Origin of the sequence: Streptomyces sp. cg35, from assembly GCF_050410835.1 — a bacterium.
Lineage (GTDB): Bacteria > Actinomycetota > Actinomycetes > Streptomycetales > Streptomycetaceae > Streptomyces.
Window position 1 is genome coordinate 1,567,958 of sequence record NZ_CP191268.1, and the last position, 17,093, is coordinate 1,585,050.

Genomic DNA, 17,093 nt, shown 5'->3' on the forward strand with positions numbered 1-17,093 from the left:
ATGCCCGAGGCTTACATAGTGGACGCCGTGCGCACCCCGGTGGGCCGGCGCAGGGGCGGCCTGGCCGGTGTGCACCCCGCCGATCTCGGTGCGCACGTGCTCAAGGCGCTGATGGCGCGCACCGGGGTGGATCCGGCCGCCGTGGAGGACGTCGTGTTCGGCTGCCTCGACACGGTCGGGCCGCAGGCCGGTGACATCGCGCGCACCGCCTGGCTCGCGGCCGGGCTGCCCGAGGAGGTGCCGGGCGTCACGATCGACCGGCAGTGCGGCTCCTCCCAGCAGGCGGTGCACTTCGCGGCACAGGGCGTGCTGTCGGGCACGCAGGACGTGGTGGTCGCGGGCGGCACGCAGAACATGTCGCTGATCCCGATCGCGTTCGCCTCGCGGCAGGCGGCCGAGCCGCTGGGGCTGCCGGAGGGCCCGTACGCGGGCAGCGAGGGCTGGCGGGCCCGCTACGGCGACCGGCCCGTGAACCAGTTCCACGGCGCGCAGCTGATCGCCGACAAGTGGGACATCTCGCGGACCGCGATGGAGGAGTGGGCCCTTCAGTCGCATCAGCGGGCCATCCGGGCGATCGACGAGGGGCGTTTCGCGCGGGAGACGGTCGCGTACGGCGACGTCACCGTCGACGAGGGGCCGCGCCGGGACACGACCCTGGAGAAGATGGCGACGCTGGCCCCGGTCGTGCCGGGCGGCACCATCACGGCGGCGTGCTCCTCGCAGGTGTCGGACGGGGCGGCCGCGATGCTCCTCGCGTCCGAACGGGCCGTGCGCGAGCACGGGCTGACGCCGCGCGCCCGGGTCCACCACCTCTCCGTGCGCGGCGAGGACCCGATCCGGATGCTGTCGGCGCCGATCCCCGCGACGGCGTACGCGCTGAAGAAGACCGGCATGTCGCTCGACGACATCGACCTGGTGGAGATCAACGAGGCGTTCGCGCCGGTGGTCCTGTCCTGGCTGAAGGAGACCGGCGCAGACCCGGCGAAGGTCAATGTCAACGGCGGCGCCATCGCCCTCGGCCATCCGCTCGGCGCGACCGGGGTGAAGCTGATGACGACGCTGCTGCACGAACTGGAGCGCACGGGCGGCCGGTTCGGGCTGCAGACGATGTGCGAGGGCGGCGGTCAGGCGAATGTGACGATCATCGAGCGCCTGTAGGCCGTGGGGGTGGGCCCGCGGGCCCACCCCGTCCGGTCCCGCGCGCGCCTACAGCTTCCGCAGCCGGTCCAGGGTCTCCTGCGCCTCGGTGAGGATCCGGTCCACCAGTTCCTGGCACGACGGCAGGTCCTCGATGAGGCCCGCCACCTGGCCGGAGGCCATCACGCCGCCGCTCGGATCGCCGTCCACCATCGCGGACTTGAGCATCATCGGCGTATTGGCGGCGAGCAGCACCTGGCTCCAGGTCAGGTCCTTGCCGTGCTTCATCGCGAGACCGTCGCGCACCATCCGGGACCAGCCGAGGCCGGACACCTTGCGGAACGCGGCCGCGTGCCGCACCGCGCGCAGCAGGGCGGCGGGCCGACCCGCGCGTTCGAGTCCGGCGACGAGTTCGCTGCGCAGCATGCGGTGCGGCAGCCCGTCGACGGCCGTGGTGACGGTGACGTCCTTGACGCCCGCGGCGAGGTAGCGGGCCTTCACGGCGTCGGGCACGGTCGAGTCGGAGGTGAGCAGGAAGCGGGTGCCCATGGCGATGCCGGCGGCCCCGTGGGCGAGGGCCGCCACCAGGCCGCGCCCGTCACGGAAGCCGCCCGCGGCGATCACGGGGATGTCGACGGCGTCGACCACCTGCGGCAGCAGTACGGTCGTCGCCACGTCGCCGGTGTGGCCGCCGCCCTCGCCGCCCTGGACGACGACCGCGTCCGCGCCCCACGCGGCGACCTTCTCGGCGTGCCGGCGCGCCCCGATGGAGGGGATGACGACGACGCCCGCGTCCTTCAGCTCGGCGATCAGTTCGCGCGAGGGCGCGAGCGCGAACGACGCCACCCTCACGCCCTCGTCGACGATGATCCGGACGCGGTCGCGCGCGTCGCCCGCGTCGGCCCGCAGATTGACCCCGAAGGGCTGGTCGGTGCGTTCCTTCACCTCTCTTACGGCGGACCGGAGTCGGTCGACGGTCATCGTGGCGGAGGCGAGCACGCCGAGCGCCCCGGCGTTCGCGGACGCCGACACGAGCCGGGGCCCGGCGACCCAGCCCATACCGGTCTGCACGATCGGGTGCCGGACACCGGTGAGTTCGGTCAGCGCCGTCCCGAACACCGGGCCCGGCGGCGTGGCCTCGCCGGTCACGCGGGGACCTCGCGGTGCCGCAGCGCCCTGGGGTCCAGCTCCTCGCGGATCAGCCGGAGTTCGTCGCCGGTCGGCTCGCGGGTGTACGGCACCTCGTCGGGCAGCACCAGCTCGAAGCCCGTCGCCTCGCGCACCTCCTCCACGGTGACCCCGGGGTGCAGCGAGGCGAGCCGCATCGCGTGGTCCGGGGTGTCGAAGTCCAGCACGGCGAGGTTCGTGACGACGCGCGGCAGGTGGTGGAAGCGCGTCGCGGACGGCCCGGCCGCGGCGGCGTTGTCGTAGCCGACGCCGCTCACCATGTCGACCTTGTCCACGAAGACCCGCCGGGAGTGCTTGGGCACCCAGTAACTCGTCGGATTGTTCAGGGTGTTGACCGGAGCGCCGCGCACGCCGAGCAGTTGGCGGGCGGGCTGCTGCCAGTCCCCGATGCAGGAGATGTTCTGGTTGCCGAACCGGTCGAGCTGGCTCGCGCCCATCATCACGTGCCGGCCGCCGCGCGTGACGAACTCCAGGTGCTGGCGGTAGGGCAGCCAGCCCTCGCGCTCGCCGTCCGGGCCGATGAGCATGGCCTCGCCGTCCGTCATCAGCAGCCCGGGCGCGAACGTGCGGCGGGCGAGCCGCGCCCCGATGCCGGGGATCAGGCCCATGGGGCTGGCGAGCGTCTCCCCGCTGCCGCGCCAGGCCTCGGCGCAGGCGATGACGCAGTAGTCGGCGCGGGTCACGACCCCGGCCGCGGCGTCGTCCGTCGTGGTGGTCATCGGGTGCTCCCGCCTTCCTGTTCCTGCCGCCAGGCCTCGACCGCGGCCCGGTACGCCGTCTCGTCCCCGTCGAGGAAGCGCGCCCGCAGCTCCTCGAACGGCGTGCTCGCGTACAGCTTCTGGAACGCCTCGTCGCGTCCGTAGTCGGGCGCGCAGGACGTGAAGTGCGCCCCGTGCGGGGTCTCGACGACGCCGGTGACCCGGTGCCGCTTGATCAGCAGCGACTGCGGGGGCCCGCCCTTGGCGAGTTCGGCGCCGCCGACGATCCGCTCGCAGGAGACGTACGCCGCGTCGGCCGCCTCGCAGAACAGGTCGTCGAAGTACGGGTCGGGCCCCAGGTACTGCCCGTTGCCGGTGCGGTCGGCGCGGTTGACGTGGACGAGCGCCGCGTCCAGGCGCAGCGCGGGCATCGCGACGAACGTCTCCCCGTCGTCGTACGGCGAGGTGACCGTCCGCAGACCAGGGTTGACGCGCATGACGTCCGATCCGATGCCGGCCCGCACCGGCAGGAACGGCAGCCGGTTCGCGGCGGCGCGCAGGCCCCACATGAACATGGCCTCGTCGACCTCCATCAGCTCGATGCGGCCCTGCTCGCGCGCCGCGCGGAAGTGCGGCTCCAGGGGGATCGAGTCGAGGGTGGCGAAGGGTGCCACCACCTTGCGGAGCTTCCCCGCTGCGGCCAGCAGGCCCACGTCCGGGCCGCCGTAGGAGACGACGGTGAGGTCGGTGATGTCGCTGCGCAGCAGGGCCCGCACCAGCGCCATGGGTTTGCGGCGTGAACCCCAGCCGCCGATGCCGATCGTCATGCCGCTGCGCAGCCGCGCGACGACGTCCTCGGGGCTCATCGTCTTGTCGGTCATGGCCGGTCGTCCTCCTGTCCGAACGTGTCGCGGACCCGGTCGGCGACGCCGCTGAGGTTGGCCTCGAAGGTGAAGCCCTGCTCGAAGCGGTAGCTGCGGCGTACGTCGACGGGGTCGATGCCGTTGATGGCGGCTTTGGCGAGCCGCAGCAGAGAGCCGTCCTTGCGGGCGATCTCCGCCGCCAACTCCATTGCTTCGGCGCGCAGTTGTTCGCGCGGCACGACCTTCCACACCGAGCCGTGCGCGTGCAGCTCGGCGGCGGTCGCGGTGCGCGAGGTGTAGTAGAGGGCGCGCATCAGGTGCTGCGGGACCAGGCGGGCCAGGTGGGTGGCGGCGCCGAGCGCGCCCCGGTCCAGCTCGGGCAGGCCGAACGTGGCGTCGTCGCTCGCCACGATCGCGTCGGCGTTCCCGACGAGCCCGATCCCGCCGCCGAGGCAGAAGCCCTGCACGGCGGCGACGACGGGCACCTCGCACTCGTAGACCGCGGCGAACGCCTCGGCGCAGCCGCGGTTCGCACCGATCAGCGCCGCATGACCGCTGTCGCGCTGCATCTCCTTGATGTCGACGCCCGCGTTGAAGCCGCGGCCGGACGCGGTGAGGACGACGCAGCGCACGTCGGGGTCGCGGCCGGCCGCGCGCAGCGTGTCCGCGAGGTCGTACCAGCCCTGCACGGGCAGGGCGTTGACCGGCGGGTGGTCGACGTCGACGACGGCGATCGCCTTGTCAGCCGACGGGCCTTCCGCGTACGAGAGGGAGACAGGCATCAGCGCCTCCGCCACCTTCCTACCTAACGTTTGTTAGTCAACGAGAAGGTAGCAGCGATGGGCGACCGGGAACAGACGCTCTCGCGGCGGGGTGCGGACATGACGGAGCCGGGCGCGCGCCCGTGGCGTGCGCCCGGCTCCGTCACCCGAGGGTCAGTGTGCCGACGGGTCCCGCTCGGACTCGTGCCATCCGGCGTGCAGCGCCCGGTACTCCTCGGCGGTCGCCTTCGGCACGTAAGTCCCCGGCCCGTACATGGCTTTGGCGAGGCGGGCACGCACCCGCTGGCGCACGGTGAACTTCCGGGCCACCCCGTTCTCGTCGACGCTCGGCCCCAACTCGTAGGCCTGGGGCTGCTCATGGGCGTTCAGGGTGTACAACTCGGCGCGCGTGAGCGGCTCGTGGACCTCGATGTACTCGCCGTGCGGAAGCCGTTTGATCATGCCGGACTCGCGGCCGTGCAAGGCCTTGTCGCGGTCGCGGTGCTGCAGCCCGTTGCAGATCCGCTTGGTGACGATGAACGCGAGGACCGGGGCGACGAAGAAACTGATCCGTACGAACCAGGTGATGGCGTTGATGGACAGGCGCAGATGAGTGGCCACGATGTCGTTGCCGCCCCCGATCAGCAGGACCGCGTACAGAGCCAGCCAGGCCACGCCGAGTCCGGTGCGGACCGGGTGGTTGCGCGGACGCTGGGCCGTGTGGTGCTCGCGCTTGTCGCCGGTGACCCAGGCCTCCAGGAACGGATACACCGCGATCAGGACCATGACCAGCGGGAACAGCGAGAACGGGATGAAGACGCCCAACTGCAGCGTGTGGCCCCAGGCGTTGATCTCCCATCCCGGCATGACGCGGATCAGCCCCTCGGAGAAGCCGAGGTACCAGTCGGGCTGGGCGCCGGTCGTGACCAGGTCCGTCCGGTAGGGCCCGAAGGCCCAGACGGGATTGATGGTCGCGATCGCACCCATGGCCGCCAGCACACCGAAGACCAGGAAGAAGAAACCGCCCGCCTTGGCCACGTAGATCGGGAAGAACGGGGCGCCGATCACCTTCTTCTCGCTGCGGCCCGGGCCCGCGAACTGGGTGTGCTTGTGGTAGAAGACCAGGATCAGATGGGCCACGACGAGGCCCAGCATGATGCCCGGCAGCAGCAGGATGTGGATCGGGTAGAGCCGTGCGATGAAGTCGTCCCCCGGGAACTCGCCGCCGAAGAGGAAGAACGACAGATACGTCCCGACGACCGGCACCGACAGGATGGCGCCCTGCGCGAAGCGCAGGCCCGTGCCGGAGAGCAGGTCGTCGGGGAGCGAGTAGCCGGTGAGCCCGGTGACGATGCCGAGCATCAACAGGGTCCAGCCGAACAGCCAGTTGACCTCGCGGGGCTTGCGGAACGCGCCCGTGAAGAAGATCCGCATCATGTGCGCGAGCATCGCGGCGACGAAGACCAGCGCGGCCCAGTGGTGGATCTGCCGGATGAGCAGCCCGCCCCGCACCTCCATGCTGATGTCGACCGTCGACTCGTACGCCCGGGTCATGATGATGCCCTTGAGCGGTTCGTAGGAGCCGTTGTAGACGACCTCGGAGGTACTGGGGTCGAAGAAGAGGGTCAGATAGACGCCGGTGAGGATCAGGATGAGGAAGCTGTAGAGGCAGATCTCGCCGAACATGAAGGACCAGTGGTCCGGAAAGACCTTGCGCATCTGGGACTTGGCGAGCTGGTAGATCCCGAGCCGGCCGTCGGCCCAGTCGGCCAGGCGTTCGCCGCCGCCCGGGGGGTTCGCTCGTCGGCCGCCGTCGTGGGTGCGCTCGATGTCATCGCTCATGCGACTCCCCCTCGAAGCCCGTTGAGGCACAGTCAGGGTAGAGCGCGCCCGGGCGCCGCCGACAGGGGTCGACGCGGAGGCGGTCCGCGCTGCCGGATGCCGCCGGGACCCAGGGTGCCGGTGGTGCCCGTGTCCCGGATTGTCCGCACACCGTGGACGAACTACGGCTGGACGTCGGCCTGTTGAGGAGTCGGAGACCTCACGCCCCGTGCGCCCCGTCGGCTTCGCCCCGCTCCGCCATCCGCTCCATGGCCGCCTCGACGGTCTGCGTGTGCGCCCAGGCCGCCTTGGTCGCCGCCTCCGGGTCACGGCGCGCGATCGCCTCGGCCAGATCGTCGTGGGCGGAGGCACCGGGCAGCTCGGGCGTCCAGCTCGGCCGCAGGGACTCGATGCTCTGCCGCACCGAGGCGGTGATGCTCTCGTACAGCTCGGTCATCAGCGGATTGCCGCTCGCGGCGACCACCGCCCGGTGGAACTCCAGGTCCCGGTCGACGTACGCGGCCGGGTCACCGCTCTCGTCCGCCCGGCGCCGCGCGAGCAGCGCGGACAGGATGCGGGCCAGGTCGTCCTCGCCGCGGTGCACGGCGGCGGCGGGCGCCGCCTCCCGCTCCAGTGCCAGGCGCACTTGCAGGACATGCTTCAACTCGGCCCGCCGCAAGCGGCGTTGGAGCGCGGCATTGAGGTCGCTGGCCGCCCGTACGTACGTCCCGTCGCCGCGGCGCGCCTCCAGCAGCCCGGTGTGGCACAGCGCTCGGACGGCCTCGCGCACCGTGTTGCGTCCCACGCCGAACGCCTCGACGAGCTGCCCCTCCGCCGGGATCCGGTCCCCGACCGCCCACTCGCCGCTCTCGATGCTCCGCTCGATCCGCCCGATGGTCCGCTGGACCAGGGTGGCGCCGGACTGTGCTGCTTCGGGCAAGGCGGTGGCCTCTCTCGTACGGACACGGCGGACGCGATCAGCATCCCCCACGGCCAAATATCCCACATCTGCGCACGCCATCACACCCCTTTTCTCCTGTTACGCCCCTATCTATCGCGCTTATCGAGCGAAACATGGGATGTTACGTTGGTTCGCATGCCGCACAGTGCCGACCCCTCGACCACCGCTCGGCCCGCCTCCCGGAGCGCGTACCGGACCGTGCCTTCGCAGACCGCGGGCGGGCTCCTTGCCGCGGGCGTCCTTCTCATCGCCATGAATCTGCGCCCCGGTGTCGTCGCCGTCTCCCCCGAGCTCGACGCGATACGCCGCTCCACCGGGCTCAGCGGCTCGCTCGCGGGGCTGCTCACGACGCTGCCGATCCTCTGCTTCGGGCTCCTGGCCCCCTTCGCGGCGAAACTGGCCCGGCGGATCGGCATGACGCGGGCGCTCGGCGCGATGATGGCCCTGCTCACGGCGGGCATCGCGGTGCGGCTCGCGCCCGGGCTGCCCGCGCTCTTCGCGGGCACGGTCCTGCTCGGCGCGGCGATCTCCCTCTCGAACGTCCTCGTGCCCAGCGTCATCAAGCGCCACTTCCACCACCGCACGGGCCTGATGATGGGCCTGTACTCCGTGGCCCTGTTCTGCGGCGCGGCCCTCGCGGCCGGGGTGACGGTGCCGCTCGGCGACGCGCTCGGGCTCGGCTGGCGCGGGGCGATCGGCGTCTGGGCGGTGCTCTCGGCGCTCGCGTTCCTGCTCTGGCTGCCGCAGCTGCGCCGCGCGGACACCCCGGCCGCCGGGACCGGGGACGCGGCCGCCGCCCGCACCCCGCTGCGCCGGTCCCCGCTCGCCTGGCAGATCACGCTCCTCATGGGACTGCAGTCCCTGGAGTACTACGCGTGCGCGGCCTGGATCCCCGCGATGCTCACCGACCAGGGCATGTCCAGCACACAGGCCGGCTGGATGCTGTCCCTGATGAGCCTCGTCGGCATCGCCGGCTCGCTCGCCTTCACGGCGCTCGTCGGCCGGGCCGGGAACCAGGTCCCGTTCGCGCTCACCGGCACGGCGCTCTTCCTCGTCTCCCTCATCGGCCTGATCGTGGCGCCGGTCGGCGGCGCCTACGCCTGGATGCTGATGCAGGGCTTCGGCTCCGGCCTGCTCATCAGCACGGCTCTCGCGGTGATCGTGCTGCGCTCCCCCGACGCGGCCCGCGCCGCCGAGATGTCCGGCATGGCCCAGGGCGTCGGCTATCTGCTCGCCGCCGCGGGCCCCTTCCTGCTCGGCGCGCTGCACGACGCGACGGGCGGCTGGACGGTGCCGCTGGCCCTGCTCGCGGTGCTGTGCGTGCCGATGGGGATCGCGGGGGTGGGCGCCGGGCGGGCGCGGCAGTTGTCGGCGTGACGCCCCGTCCCCGCGTTGGCCGGAACGCCCAGGCCTTTGCGGGGCCCCCGGGCCGGGGGAGATAGGCTTTCGCGGCCGGTGGTCCGCAGGGGACCGCACGCGGCACAAGTGAATGCGCACTGGTTCGATCCGGGGGTCTGCCGATGATGTTCGACGTGGGGGCGAGGATGACTGGTCCGCTGGTGCCGATGCGGGCTGCGGCCCGGCCGCCGCGGTGAACCCCGTGCAGAGCGACGGCGAGAGCGTGCCCCCGGACCACGCCAAGTCCCCCCTGCCCGTACGCCGTCCCGACGAGGACCGCCCCAACCCGGGGAACCTCCGCCCGGACCCAGCGGCGGCCCCGCACATCGACACGACACCGAGGCCCCTCCCGGTCCAGCCCCAGCCGACGCACGGGCCCACCGACGCCGTGCCGGCACCCCAAGTCGACACCACGCCCAGGCCACTTCCGGTCCAGCCCCAGCCGACACAGGGGCCCACCGACGCCGTGCCGGCGCCGCACATCGACACCACACCCCGGCCCCTCCCGGGCCAGCCCCGTCCAGCACAGGACCTCACCGACGCCCCACCGGCACCCCACGTCGACACGACACCGCGGCCCCTCCCGGGCCAACCCCAGCCGCCGCAGAACCTCGACGACTCCGTGCCCGTGCCCCACATCGACACCACACCCCGGCCGCTCCCGGGCCAGCCCCGACCGACGCCGGGCCCCGAGGACACCGCACGCATGCCCGCCATGACTCCCCCGCCCCTGCCGGCCGCGCCGCCCGCTCCGACGGCGCCCGTCCCGACGGCAAGCGCGGCGCCGGTCGTGCGTCCGCGGCCCGGGATCGCGTTCCCCGCGCCCGAGCCGGTGCTCACCCTCGACCCGCGGCTCACGCAGGCCACCGGCAAGCCGCAGCACGGCGACTCGGTGGCGCGGCGCTCCGGGCAGTCGTTGCGGCGGCTCGCGCTGCCGTCGGACCGGGCCGGTGGCGAAGAGGCGCGCTGGGTAAGGGAGTTGCAGTACCCGGTGACCACGGGCCGGGTCGTCGCCGTGACCTCCATCCGGGGCGGCGTCGGCAAGACCACCACCGCCGCACTCGTCGCCCGCACGCTCCAGCGCGTCCGGCAGGACCCGGTGCTCGCCCTGGAGGCGGACGCCGCGCTCGGCACGCTGGCGGTGCGGCTCGGCGCCCAGTCGGTGCGCTGGTCGTGCACCGAACTGGCCCGGATCCTGAAGCCGTCGATGCACCTGCTCGACATCACCGGGTACCTGGTGCCGCTCCCCGACGGCGGCTGGCTGCTGCCCGCGAGCCAGGGCCGGGTCGGGCCCCCGCTCGACGTCCCCACCTACCGCACCGTCACCCTCGCGCTGCGCCGCCACTTCGCGATGACCGTCGTCGACTGCGAGACGCTGCCGGGCGACGTGGCGCGTACGGCCATGGACACGGCGCACGCCCGGATCGTCGTCGCCCCGATGACGGCGGAGGGCGTGGGCGGCACCCGCGTCGTGCTGGACTGGCTCGCCGGACTGCCGCACTCCACGCTGCCGTCCACCGTCGTGGCGCTCACGTCCGGTTCACCGGACCAGAACCTCGACCTGACCACCGCCACCGCGCATCTGCGCGAGACGGGGGTCGGCGTCGTCCATCTGCCCTACGACCGTCACCTCGCCGCGGGCGGCCCGATCCGCACGGAGCTGCTCGCCTCGGCCACCCGCCGTGCCGCCGCGCAGCTCGCGGCCGAGGCGGTGCAGCGGGCGGTCCGGGTCCCGTGACGCGGGGCGCGCTCAGCAGCCCTGTGCGACGGGCTCGATGGTGACTTTGGCGCGCGGGTCCGCTCCGTCGACCTTCTGGTAGGTCGCGGGGCGGACGCGGTACCAGACGTCGTCCTTGCCGGACTTCCCGTTCACGTCGTCGAGCCGGACGCACCAGCGTTCCTGCCGTACGACGCGCGTGTACTTCTCGGTGCCCCGGCGCACTCGCGCGCAGTCCTGGTGCTTCTCGGTGGAGTACCAGGTCCGGGTGCGGCCCTTGCTGCGCCGGGTGTGCTTGACCTTGCGGGTGTCGGTCTCGCACTTCTTGACCAGGTGCGGCCGGGTGCCCGTGGCGGTCCTGCGGGTGACGTGCCGTACGGCGTCCCGGAGTCCGACGACCTCGGCCGGCCCGTTCTCGTGCCCGCTCGCGTGGGAGCTCTCGCTCTTCCCCGTCCCGCCGTGCGCCGACGCCTGCCGGTCCTCGCCACCGCCGCAGGCCGCGAGCGCGGCCACGAGCATCATCGTGAGCCCGGCGAGTGCCGGACGCCGCTTCCAGGACATAGCTCCTCTTCGTGTACCTGCCATCAGGAACCGGCAGCGTAGCCGATCATGGCCGGTGCTCCGATGGCCGGTCAGAGGGATTCCCCGGGCCGCAGATACCGGTAGTCGGTGTCGGTGTCCCGGGCCAGCCAGCCGTTGACGCTGCTGAGTCCGCGTTCGTTGATCTGCGCGTCGTGCACGGCGAACGCCCGCCGCGGACCGACCGCGTTGACGAAGTCGATCGCCTGCGCCGTGCTCAGCCACGAGCCCTGGACCGGGACGAGGAGCGTCTCCACCGGTTCCTCGGGGACGTGCAGCGCGTCGCCCGGGTGGTAGACGGCCGCGTCGACGACATAGCCGAGGTTCGCGCAGTCCGGCTGTCCGCCGTGGACGGTCGCGTGCCGGCCGCCGACCGCCCGCACGCGGAAGCCGGCGGCGGTGAACTCCGCCCCGGTGGCCACCCGTTGCACGTCGAGGCCCGGGATGTCGGCGTCGGCCGGGGCGTGCACCGGCACACCGAGCGCCCGCAGGCGCAGGACGTCGATGTGGTCCGCGTGCTCGTGCGTCACCAGCACGGCGTCCGCGTCGCTCAGGGCGCGCGGCTCGCTCCAGATCCCGGGGTCGACGACCAGCACGCGCCCCTCGTGTTCGAGCCGTACACAGGCATGGGTGTACTTCGTGATCCGCATGACCAGGGAACGTAGCGCCCGACAAGCCTCCCCGGGCGCCCGTCCGCCCGCTCCGGGCCGGGCCGACCGCCCCCGCACCACCGGCGACCGCCGTCGACCTGCGGCTCCCGGCCGCCCGCCGGTCCGACCCCGCGCCGCGTTCGTGGGCGAGGTTCCGCGCGCCGTCTAGGTCCCGTACGCGGCTCTGCTCGCCTGGATCTGCGCGTTGTGCTCGATGGCCCACCCCGCGAGGGCCAGGGCGGGCGGGATGAGGCTCTCCCCCATGGGCGTGAGCGCGTACTCGACGCGCGGCGGGACCTCCGCGTAGGCGGTGCGGGAGACGAGGCCGTCCCGTTCGAGGTTGCGCAGGGTCAGGGTGAGCATGCGCTGCGAGATGCCGGGGACGTGCCGCTGCAGTTCGGTGAAGCGCATCCGCTTCTCCTCGAGCGTGGCCACGATCAGCAGCGTCCACTTGTCGCAGATCCGGTCCAGGACCGCGCGGATCGCCCGGCCCCCGTCGCCCCGGATCATGCAGGTGTGTTCGTACTCCTCCACGACAGCTCCTTGTACGTAGCGCACATCCGTGTGCCTTTTGTAGGCCCCCCGACGGTCACTCATGATGAGGCAACTTACGGTTCGTAACCATCGGAGGTCCCCCATGCACGTCGCGTACTGGATCGTCGCCGCGCTGCTGGCCCTGTTCTACGCCTACGGAGGCGGCAAGAAGGTGCTGCAGAGCCAGGAGCGGTTGCGGCCCATGATGGCGTGGGTCGACCAGGTGCCGATGCCGTACGTCAGGGCCATCGGCGTGCTGGAGGTGCTCGGCGCGCTCGGCCTGGTCCTGCCGCCGCTGACGGGCATAGCGGTCGGCCTCGCCGTGGCGGCCGCGGTCGGCCTGGTGCTGGTGCAGATCGGTGGCCTGGCGCTGCATCTGTCGCGCGGCGAGGTCAAGGTGATCGGGCTGAACATCGCCCTCCTGCTGCTGGCGGCGGTGGCCGCGTGGCTGGCGACCGGCTGGCTCTGAGCGCGAGGGCCGGCCCGGCACGGCGGCCCGGACGGTAATCAACTGCCGCTTCTGGCAAGCGACTTGATGAGCAATCCATGACCGTTCGCCGACGCGGGATGTCATGATGAGGCGATCACGGATCACAGATCGCCGGCCGTCCGTCCGACAGAAGGCGAGCACTCATGACCGAGCACCCCCGTGGCCTGCCGCCCGTGTTCCTGGACGGCAGCAGTTCCTCGTTCACCCGGCTCGTCGAGCGCGTGGCCCCGCACACCCTGCCGTGGAACCGCGGTCTCGGCCCGGGCCCGGCGCGGGACCTGCCGCACGGCACGACGGTGCTCGCCCTGGACTTCGACGGCGGCGTCCTGATGGCCGGCGACCGGCGCGCCACGATGGGCCATCTCATCGCGCAGCGCGACCTGGAGAAGGTCGGCTACGCCGACGACCACACCGCGGTGGCGTTCGCGGGCACGGTGGGGCTCGCGAAGGAACTGGTGCGCCTCTACCGGTGGGAGCTGGAGCACTACGAGAAGGTGGAGCGCCGCCCGCTCACCCTGAACGGGAAGGCGCAGCGGCTGGCCGCGATGATCCGCGACCAGCTCGCGCAGGCCATGCAGGGCCTCGTCGTGGTGCCGCTGCTCGCGGGGTACGACACGGCCCGCGGCGTCGGCCGGATCTTCAGCTTCGACGTCACCGGCGGCCCGTACGAGGCGGTCGGCTTCCACTCCGACGGGTCCGGATCGCCATACGCGCGTGGCGCGTTGAAGAAGCTGTACCGGCCGGGTATGTCGGCGGCGGACGCGACGACGGTGGCGGTGCAGGCGCTGTACGACGCGGCCGACGACGACTCGGCGACCGGCGGCCCGGACCTGAGCCGCCGTATCTACCCGTCGGTCGCCCTGGTCACCGCGGACGGCTACCGCGCGCTGCCGGAGGACGAGGTGCGCGCGGTGGCCGAGTCGGTGGTGTCGGCGCGGCAGTCGTCGCCGGAAGGCCCGACGGCGCCGCTGCTGTGACCGCCGGCCCCGGGCCCGTGTCCGTCAGGCCTGGTACGACGCCCGTTTCGCCGTGGCGACGGCCTTCGCCGCGTCGGCGGCGGTGATCAGCCCGTCCGCGTGCCATGCCTCGGCCGTCGCGCGGACGTGGGCGACGAGGGCGGCCTTGCTCCGGAACGGCGCGGCGTCCCACACGGCGTCGAGCAGGCTCACGCCGTCGCCCCGCACCGGGTTGGCGACTCCCGCGTCGAGGCCCCCGAACACGACGCGCGGCTCGGCCCTGCGGACGTAGGCGTGGGTCGGGTCCTCGGTGCCTTCGAAGAAGGGGGCGAGTGCGACGCCCTCGGGGGTGGTGAAGTGCAGTGGTGCGCCGTGCACGGGGGTGAGCGTGGGCAGCAGGTCGCCGGAGAGCGCGGCGTTGCGGTAGAGGCCCAGTTCCAGGGCGGTGGTGCGGGCGTCGCGCGCCACCAGGTTGACGGGGCCGTGGAAGAGGGCCTGGGTCGTGGGGTCGTCCGGGGCCTTCTCGACCCGCAGCCGGAACGGGAACGAGATCCGCACGGTGTCACCGTCCCGCCAGGTGCGGGCCACGGACAGGTAGGTCCCCGGCTCGGGTGAACGTCCGGCCACCGGGAGCCCGTTGACGGTGACCCGGTAGCCGTCCGCGGCCCACGCGGGCACGCGCAGCTTCAGCGTGAAGGCGGCGGCCCGGCCGCGCACGGTGAGGGTGCTGCCTTGTTCGCGGGGGAAGCCGGTGGTCTGGGTGACCGTGACGCCCTTCTCCCGCCAGGTGAGCGTCGAGGCGCTGTACAGGTTGACGTACAGCGCGCTGTCGTCGGCGGCCCGGAAGTACACCGTGTCCTGGTACTTGGTGGCGCTCTCCATGCCGGTGCCCTCGCAGCAGGTGGTGCCGGCCTTCGGCGTGTAGTCGCGTACGTGTCCGGGCCGCAGCCCGATGAAGTACGTGACGAGCGGCTTCTCCGCGTCGGCCTTGTCCTGCTTGGAGCCGAGCACCTGGTTGAGCAGGGCCCGTTCGTAGTAGTCCATGTACGTGGGGTCCTGGTCGTGCAGGAAGAGCAGGCGGCTGAGCTTGAGCATGTTGTACGCGCAGCAGGTCTCGGCGTTGGCCTCGCCGAGCGTCGACGCGATGGCGTCGCGCTCGCCCCAGAACTCGCGGTCGCTGGTGCCGCCGATGGCGTACATGCGGGGCGGCACGACCATGCCCCAGAAGCCCCGGGCCGCGTCGAGGTAGCGGCGCTCGCCGGTCTCGTCGTGGAGGCGGAGCAGGCCGGTGAGGATCGGGATGTGCTGGTTGGCGTGGAGACCGCCGAGTGTGTCCTGTCCGGCGGCGCACGCGTCGATGAGCTTGTCGAGGTCGAACAGGCGGGCAAGGGCGAGGTGTTCGGGTTCTGTGGTGAGGGCGTACAGGTCGCAGATCGCCTCGACGATGCCGCCGAACTCGCCGCTGGAGAAGATCCCCCACATGCGTTGCAGCGTGGCCGCGGGCAGCGGGGACAGCCGGGAGTGCATCCAGTCGCACAGGCCCGCCGCGAGGTCGAGGGCCCTGGCGTCGCCGGTGGCGCCGTACGCGTCGACGAGGCCGCGCAGGATCTTGTGAGCGGTGTAGTACGGCGCCCACACCTTGGTGTAGTCACCGGTCGTCATCGACTCCAGCGCGATGAACTGGGTCTCGGGGTAGGCGGCCAGGAAGCCGGGGTGGCTCGGGCCGCCCCACGTGCGGCGCAGGGAGGCGGGGCCGGCGTGCCCGGAGGCGTCGGCGAAGGTGCCTCCGCCGCTCTCGTCGAAGCCGTACGCGGCCAGGTCACCGGCGCCGGCCGGTGTCTCGGCCGCCGTTCGTTCCTGGAGCGCCGCGATCTCGTCGGCGCTCAACGCCCGTGACCAGAGGTGGACTTCGTCGAGGGCGCCCGCGAAGACCGGGTCGCCCTCGTAGTGGGAGCGGCCGAGCCAGTGGTCCTTGAGGGAGCCGAGGTCGGCCGGTGTCAGCGTCAGGGCGGAGGTGCGGGCGACCTCGGTCCCGTCGACGTACAGGATGCCGGCCCCGTCGCCGAGGGTGACGGCGACATGGCTCCACTCGCCGACGGGCAGCGGCGCCGTGCCGTCGATGCCCTGCTCGCCCGCGGCGCCGGACGTGGTCACGGCGAACCGGGGGGCGCCCGTGCCGCCGCGCGCGGCGAGGTACAGGTAGCGGGTGGTGTCGTCGCCGAAGTCGGCGACGCGGGCCCAGGTGTCGGCGTGCTCGGGCCTGACCCAGGCGGCGAGGGTCAGGGCGCCGCTCGCGCCGTCGAGGACGCCGGCCGGCAGGTCGACGTACTGGTAGGAGCCCCGGACGGGCGAGACGGCACCGCCGCCGAACCGGCCCTCCGTTCGGGGCGCCGTCGGATCGGCGCGCAGCGCGGCGCGCACCTCGTACAACTCCCCCACCATGGTGCGGATCTTGTCGGCGTACACCTCCTCGCCGGTGCTCGCGTACGCCTGCGCGAGCATGGTGAGGAAGTGTCCGGTGGTGTGTCCGCGCAGGTTGCCGTTGGCCTCGCCGTCCAGCCCCTCCCAGCCGCCGGGGGCGACGGCGCCCTCCGTCGGGCGCCCCGCGTTGGCGCGGAACACCTGTATGAGCCGCATCTCGTCGTAGCCGCGGCCGAAGTCCAGCATCAGCCGCCGCTTGTCGGCGAACACGCCTTCGCCGAGGGCCACTTGGTCGAGGCCGAAGGGGCGCACGGTCCACGCGGCGGGCATCGGGGGCCCGGGGGCCGCCGCGCGCGGTGCGGCGGCGGAGCGGCCCGGGGCGAGGGAGAGCGCCGCGGCGCCCAGGGTGGCGGCGCCGATGAGGGCTCTTCTGGTGGGGCCGGAAGCCATGTCGGACCTCACTTCTGTTCGGTATGTCGAATCAGGTTCGGTAAGCCGACCAGAAGGTAAGCGTCCGCAATCAACGCGTCAATGATTCGCTCGGAGTTGACCCGTCGCCCCGGGCGGCACGCGGAGGCCTCTCGGGTCGGCCCACGGGCACGCGGCCCACACCCGTTCACTGCGCCGGTGTGTGGACGCCGGGGCCACAGGCCGATACCCGTCGCGCCCGTCACCCACCCGATCAGCCGTCCGTCCGCCCTGCCGGACACGCTCCGCAGTCGGCCCGCGCCCCGGCGCGCGGGCACCCTCCGCCAACGTCCCAGTTCACACGCCGGTGCTCGAACTGGCATACAGGCGCCGCCTCTTCCGGGTGATTACCGCTGGTGACGACGAACCTCCGCCCCGGCGCTCCGCATCATCACCCATGTCCGTATCCGTACCAGCGGCCCGGCCGCCATCGCTGTGACAAGGAGGTCCC

Annotated in this window: 15 protein-coding genes; 5 read left to right on the plus strand and 10 right to left on the minus strand. The window is 72.6% G+C overall.

All coding sequences use genetic code 11. The features are described 5' to 3' along the window. Window positions 1–1,158: an acetyl-CoA C-acetyltransferase gene (locus ACQUQD_RS07500; protein ID WP_428951185.1), complete on the plus strand. Its 1,158-nt coding sequence runs from the start codon at window positions 1–3 to the stop codon at window positions 1,156–1,158. A 48-nt stretch (window positions 1,159–1,206) separates the two neighbouring features. Here the strand turns inward: ACQUQD_RS07500 and ACQUQD_RS07505 are convergent, their stop codons facing one another. The 6 genes from ACQUQD_RS07505 to ACQUQD_RS07530 form a co-directional block, all read right to left on the minus strand. Further along, window positions 1,207–2,196: an NAD(P)H-dependent flavin oxidoreductase gene (locus ACQUQD_RS07505; RefSeq protein WP_428957479.1), complete on the minus strand. Its 990-nt coding sequence runs from the start codon at window positions 2,194–2,196 to the stop codon at window positions 1,207–1,209. An 86-nt stretch (window positions 2,197–2,282) separates the two neighbouring features. Continuing rightward, window positions 2,283–3,044, minus strand: coding sequence for a CoA-transferase subunit beta (locus ACQUQD_RS07510; protein WP_428951187.1), 762 nt, complete (start codon window positions 3,042–3,044; stop codon window positions 2,283–2,285). Next, window positions 3,041–3,904, minus strand: a complete 864-nt coding sequence (locus ACQUQD_RS07515; protein ID WP_428951188.1) for a CoA transferase subunit A — start codon at window positions 3,902–3,904, stop codon at window positions 3,041–3,043. Before ACQUQD_RS07515 ends, ACQUQD_RS07510 begins: the two co-directional genes overlap by 4 nt. Next, window positions 3,901–4,668 carry an enoyl-CoA hydratase family protein gene (locus ACQUQD_RS07520; protein WP_428951190.1) on the minus strand — a complete coding sequence of 256 codons (768 nt, stop codon included), beginning with the start codon at window positions 4,666–4,668 and terminating at the stop codon, window positions 3,901–3,903. The genes ACQUQD_RS07515 and ACQUQD_RS07520 overlap by 4 nt, the downstream gene beginning before the upstream one ends. A gap of 153 nt (window positions 4,669–4,821) precedes the next feature. Next, on the minus strand, window positions 4,822–6,489 hold the full coding sequence (gene qcrB, locus ACQUQD_RS07525) for a cytochrome bc1 complex cytochrome b subunit (RefSeq protein ID WP_428951191.1): 1,668 nt from the start codon (window positions 6,487–6,489) through the stop codon (window positions 4,822–4,824). Between the two features lie 199 nt (window positions 6,490–6,688). After that, on the minus strand, window positions 6,689–7,408 hold the full coding sequence (locus ACQUQD_RS07530) for a FadR/GntR family transcriptional regulator (protein WP_428951193.1): 720 nt from the start codon (window positions 7,406–7,408) through the stop codon (window positions 6,689–6,691). A 156-nt stretch (window positions 7,409–7,564) separates the two neighbouring features. On the opposite strand from ACQUQD_RS07530, the gene ACQUQD_RS07535 reads away from it, so the two are divergent. Next, window positions 7,565–8,806, plus strand: a complete 1,242-nt coding sequence (locus ACQUQD_RS07535) for a CynX/NimT family MFS transporter (RefSeq protein ID WP_428951194.1) — start codon at window positions 7,565–7,567, stop codon at window positions 8,804–8,806. A 223-nt stretch (window positions 8,807–9,029) separates the two neighbouring features. Then, window positions 9,030–10,565, plus strand: a complete 1,536-nt coding sequence (locus ACQUQD_RS07540; RefSeq protein WP_428951195.1) for a hypothetical protein — start codon at window positions 9,030–9,032, stop codon at window positions 10,563–10,565. A gap of 12 nt (window positions 10,566–10,577) precedes the next feature. Here the strand turns inward: ACQUQD_RS07540 and ACQUQD_RS07545 are convergent, their stop codons facing one another. The 3 genes from ACQUQD_RS07545 to ACQUQD_RS07555 all read right to left on the minus strand — a co-directional run bounded on the left by ACQUQD_RS07545 (window position 10,578) and on the right by ACQUQD_RS07555 (window position 12,307). Continuing rightward, complete coding sequence (locus tag ACQUQD_RS07545) at window positions 10,578–11,105, minus strand: hypothetical protein (protein WP_428951196.1); 528 nt, start codon at window positions 11,103–11,105, stop codon at window positions 10,578–10,580. Window positions 11,106–11,176: 71 nt separating this feature from the next. Further along, window positions 11,177–11,773: an MBL fold metallo-hydrolase gene (locus ACQUQD_RS07550; protein ID WP_428951197.1), complete on the minus strand. Its 597-nt coding sequence runs from the start codon at window positions 11,771–11,773 to the stop codon at window positions 11,177–11,179. Between the two features lie 165 nt (window positions 11,774–11,938). After that, window positions 11,939–12,307: a winged helix-turn-helix transcriptional regulator gene (locus tag ACQUQD_RS07555; RefSeq protein ID WP_428951199.1), complete on the minus strand. Its 369-nt coding sequence runs from the start codon at window positions 12,305–12,307 to the stop codon at window positions 11,939–11,941. A gap of 103 nt (window positions 12,308–12,410) precedes the next feature. Here ACQUQD_RS07555 and ACQUQD_RS07560 point away from each other — a divergent pair, with 103 nt between their 5' ends. Together ACQUQD_RS07560 and prcB are read left to right on the plus strand one after the other, a co-directional pair. Beyond that, window positions 12,411–12,776: a DoxX family protein gene (locus ACQUQD_RS07560; RefSeq protein ID WP_428951200.1), complete on the plus strand. Its 366-nt coding sequence runs from the start codon at window positions 12,411–12,413 to the stop codon at window positions 12,774–12,776. A 164-nt stretch (window positions 12,777–12,940) separates the two neighbouring features. Next, entirely contained in the window at window positions 12,941–13,774 is an 834-nt protein-coding gene (gene prcB / locus ACQUQD_RS07565) for a proteasome subunit beta (RefSeq protein WP_428951201.1), read from the plus strand. A gap of 24 nt (window positions 13,775–13,798) precedes the next feature. Here the strand turns inward: prcB and ACQUQD_RS07570 are convergent, their stop codons facing one another. Next, window positions 13,799–16,624 (minus strand): beta-L-arabinofuranosidase domain-containing protein, encoded by a 2,826-nt coding sequence (locus ACQUQD_RS07570; RefSeq protein WP_428951203.1) that lies wholly within the window; start codon window positions 16,622–16,624, stop codon window positions 13,799–13,801. Between the last annotated feature and the right edge of the window lie 469 nt (window positions 16,625–17,093).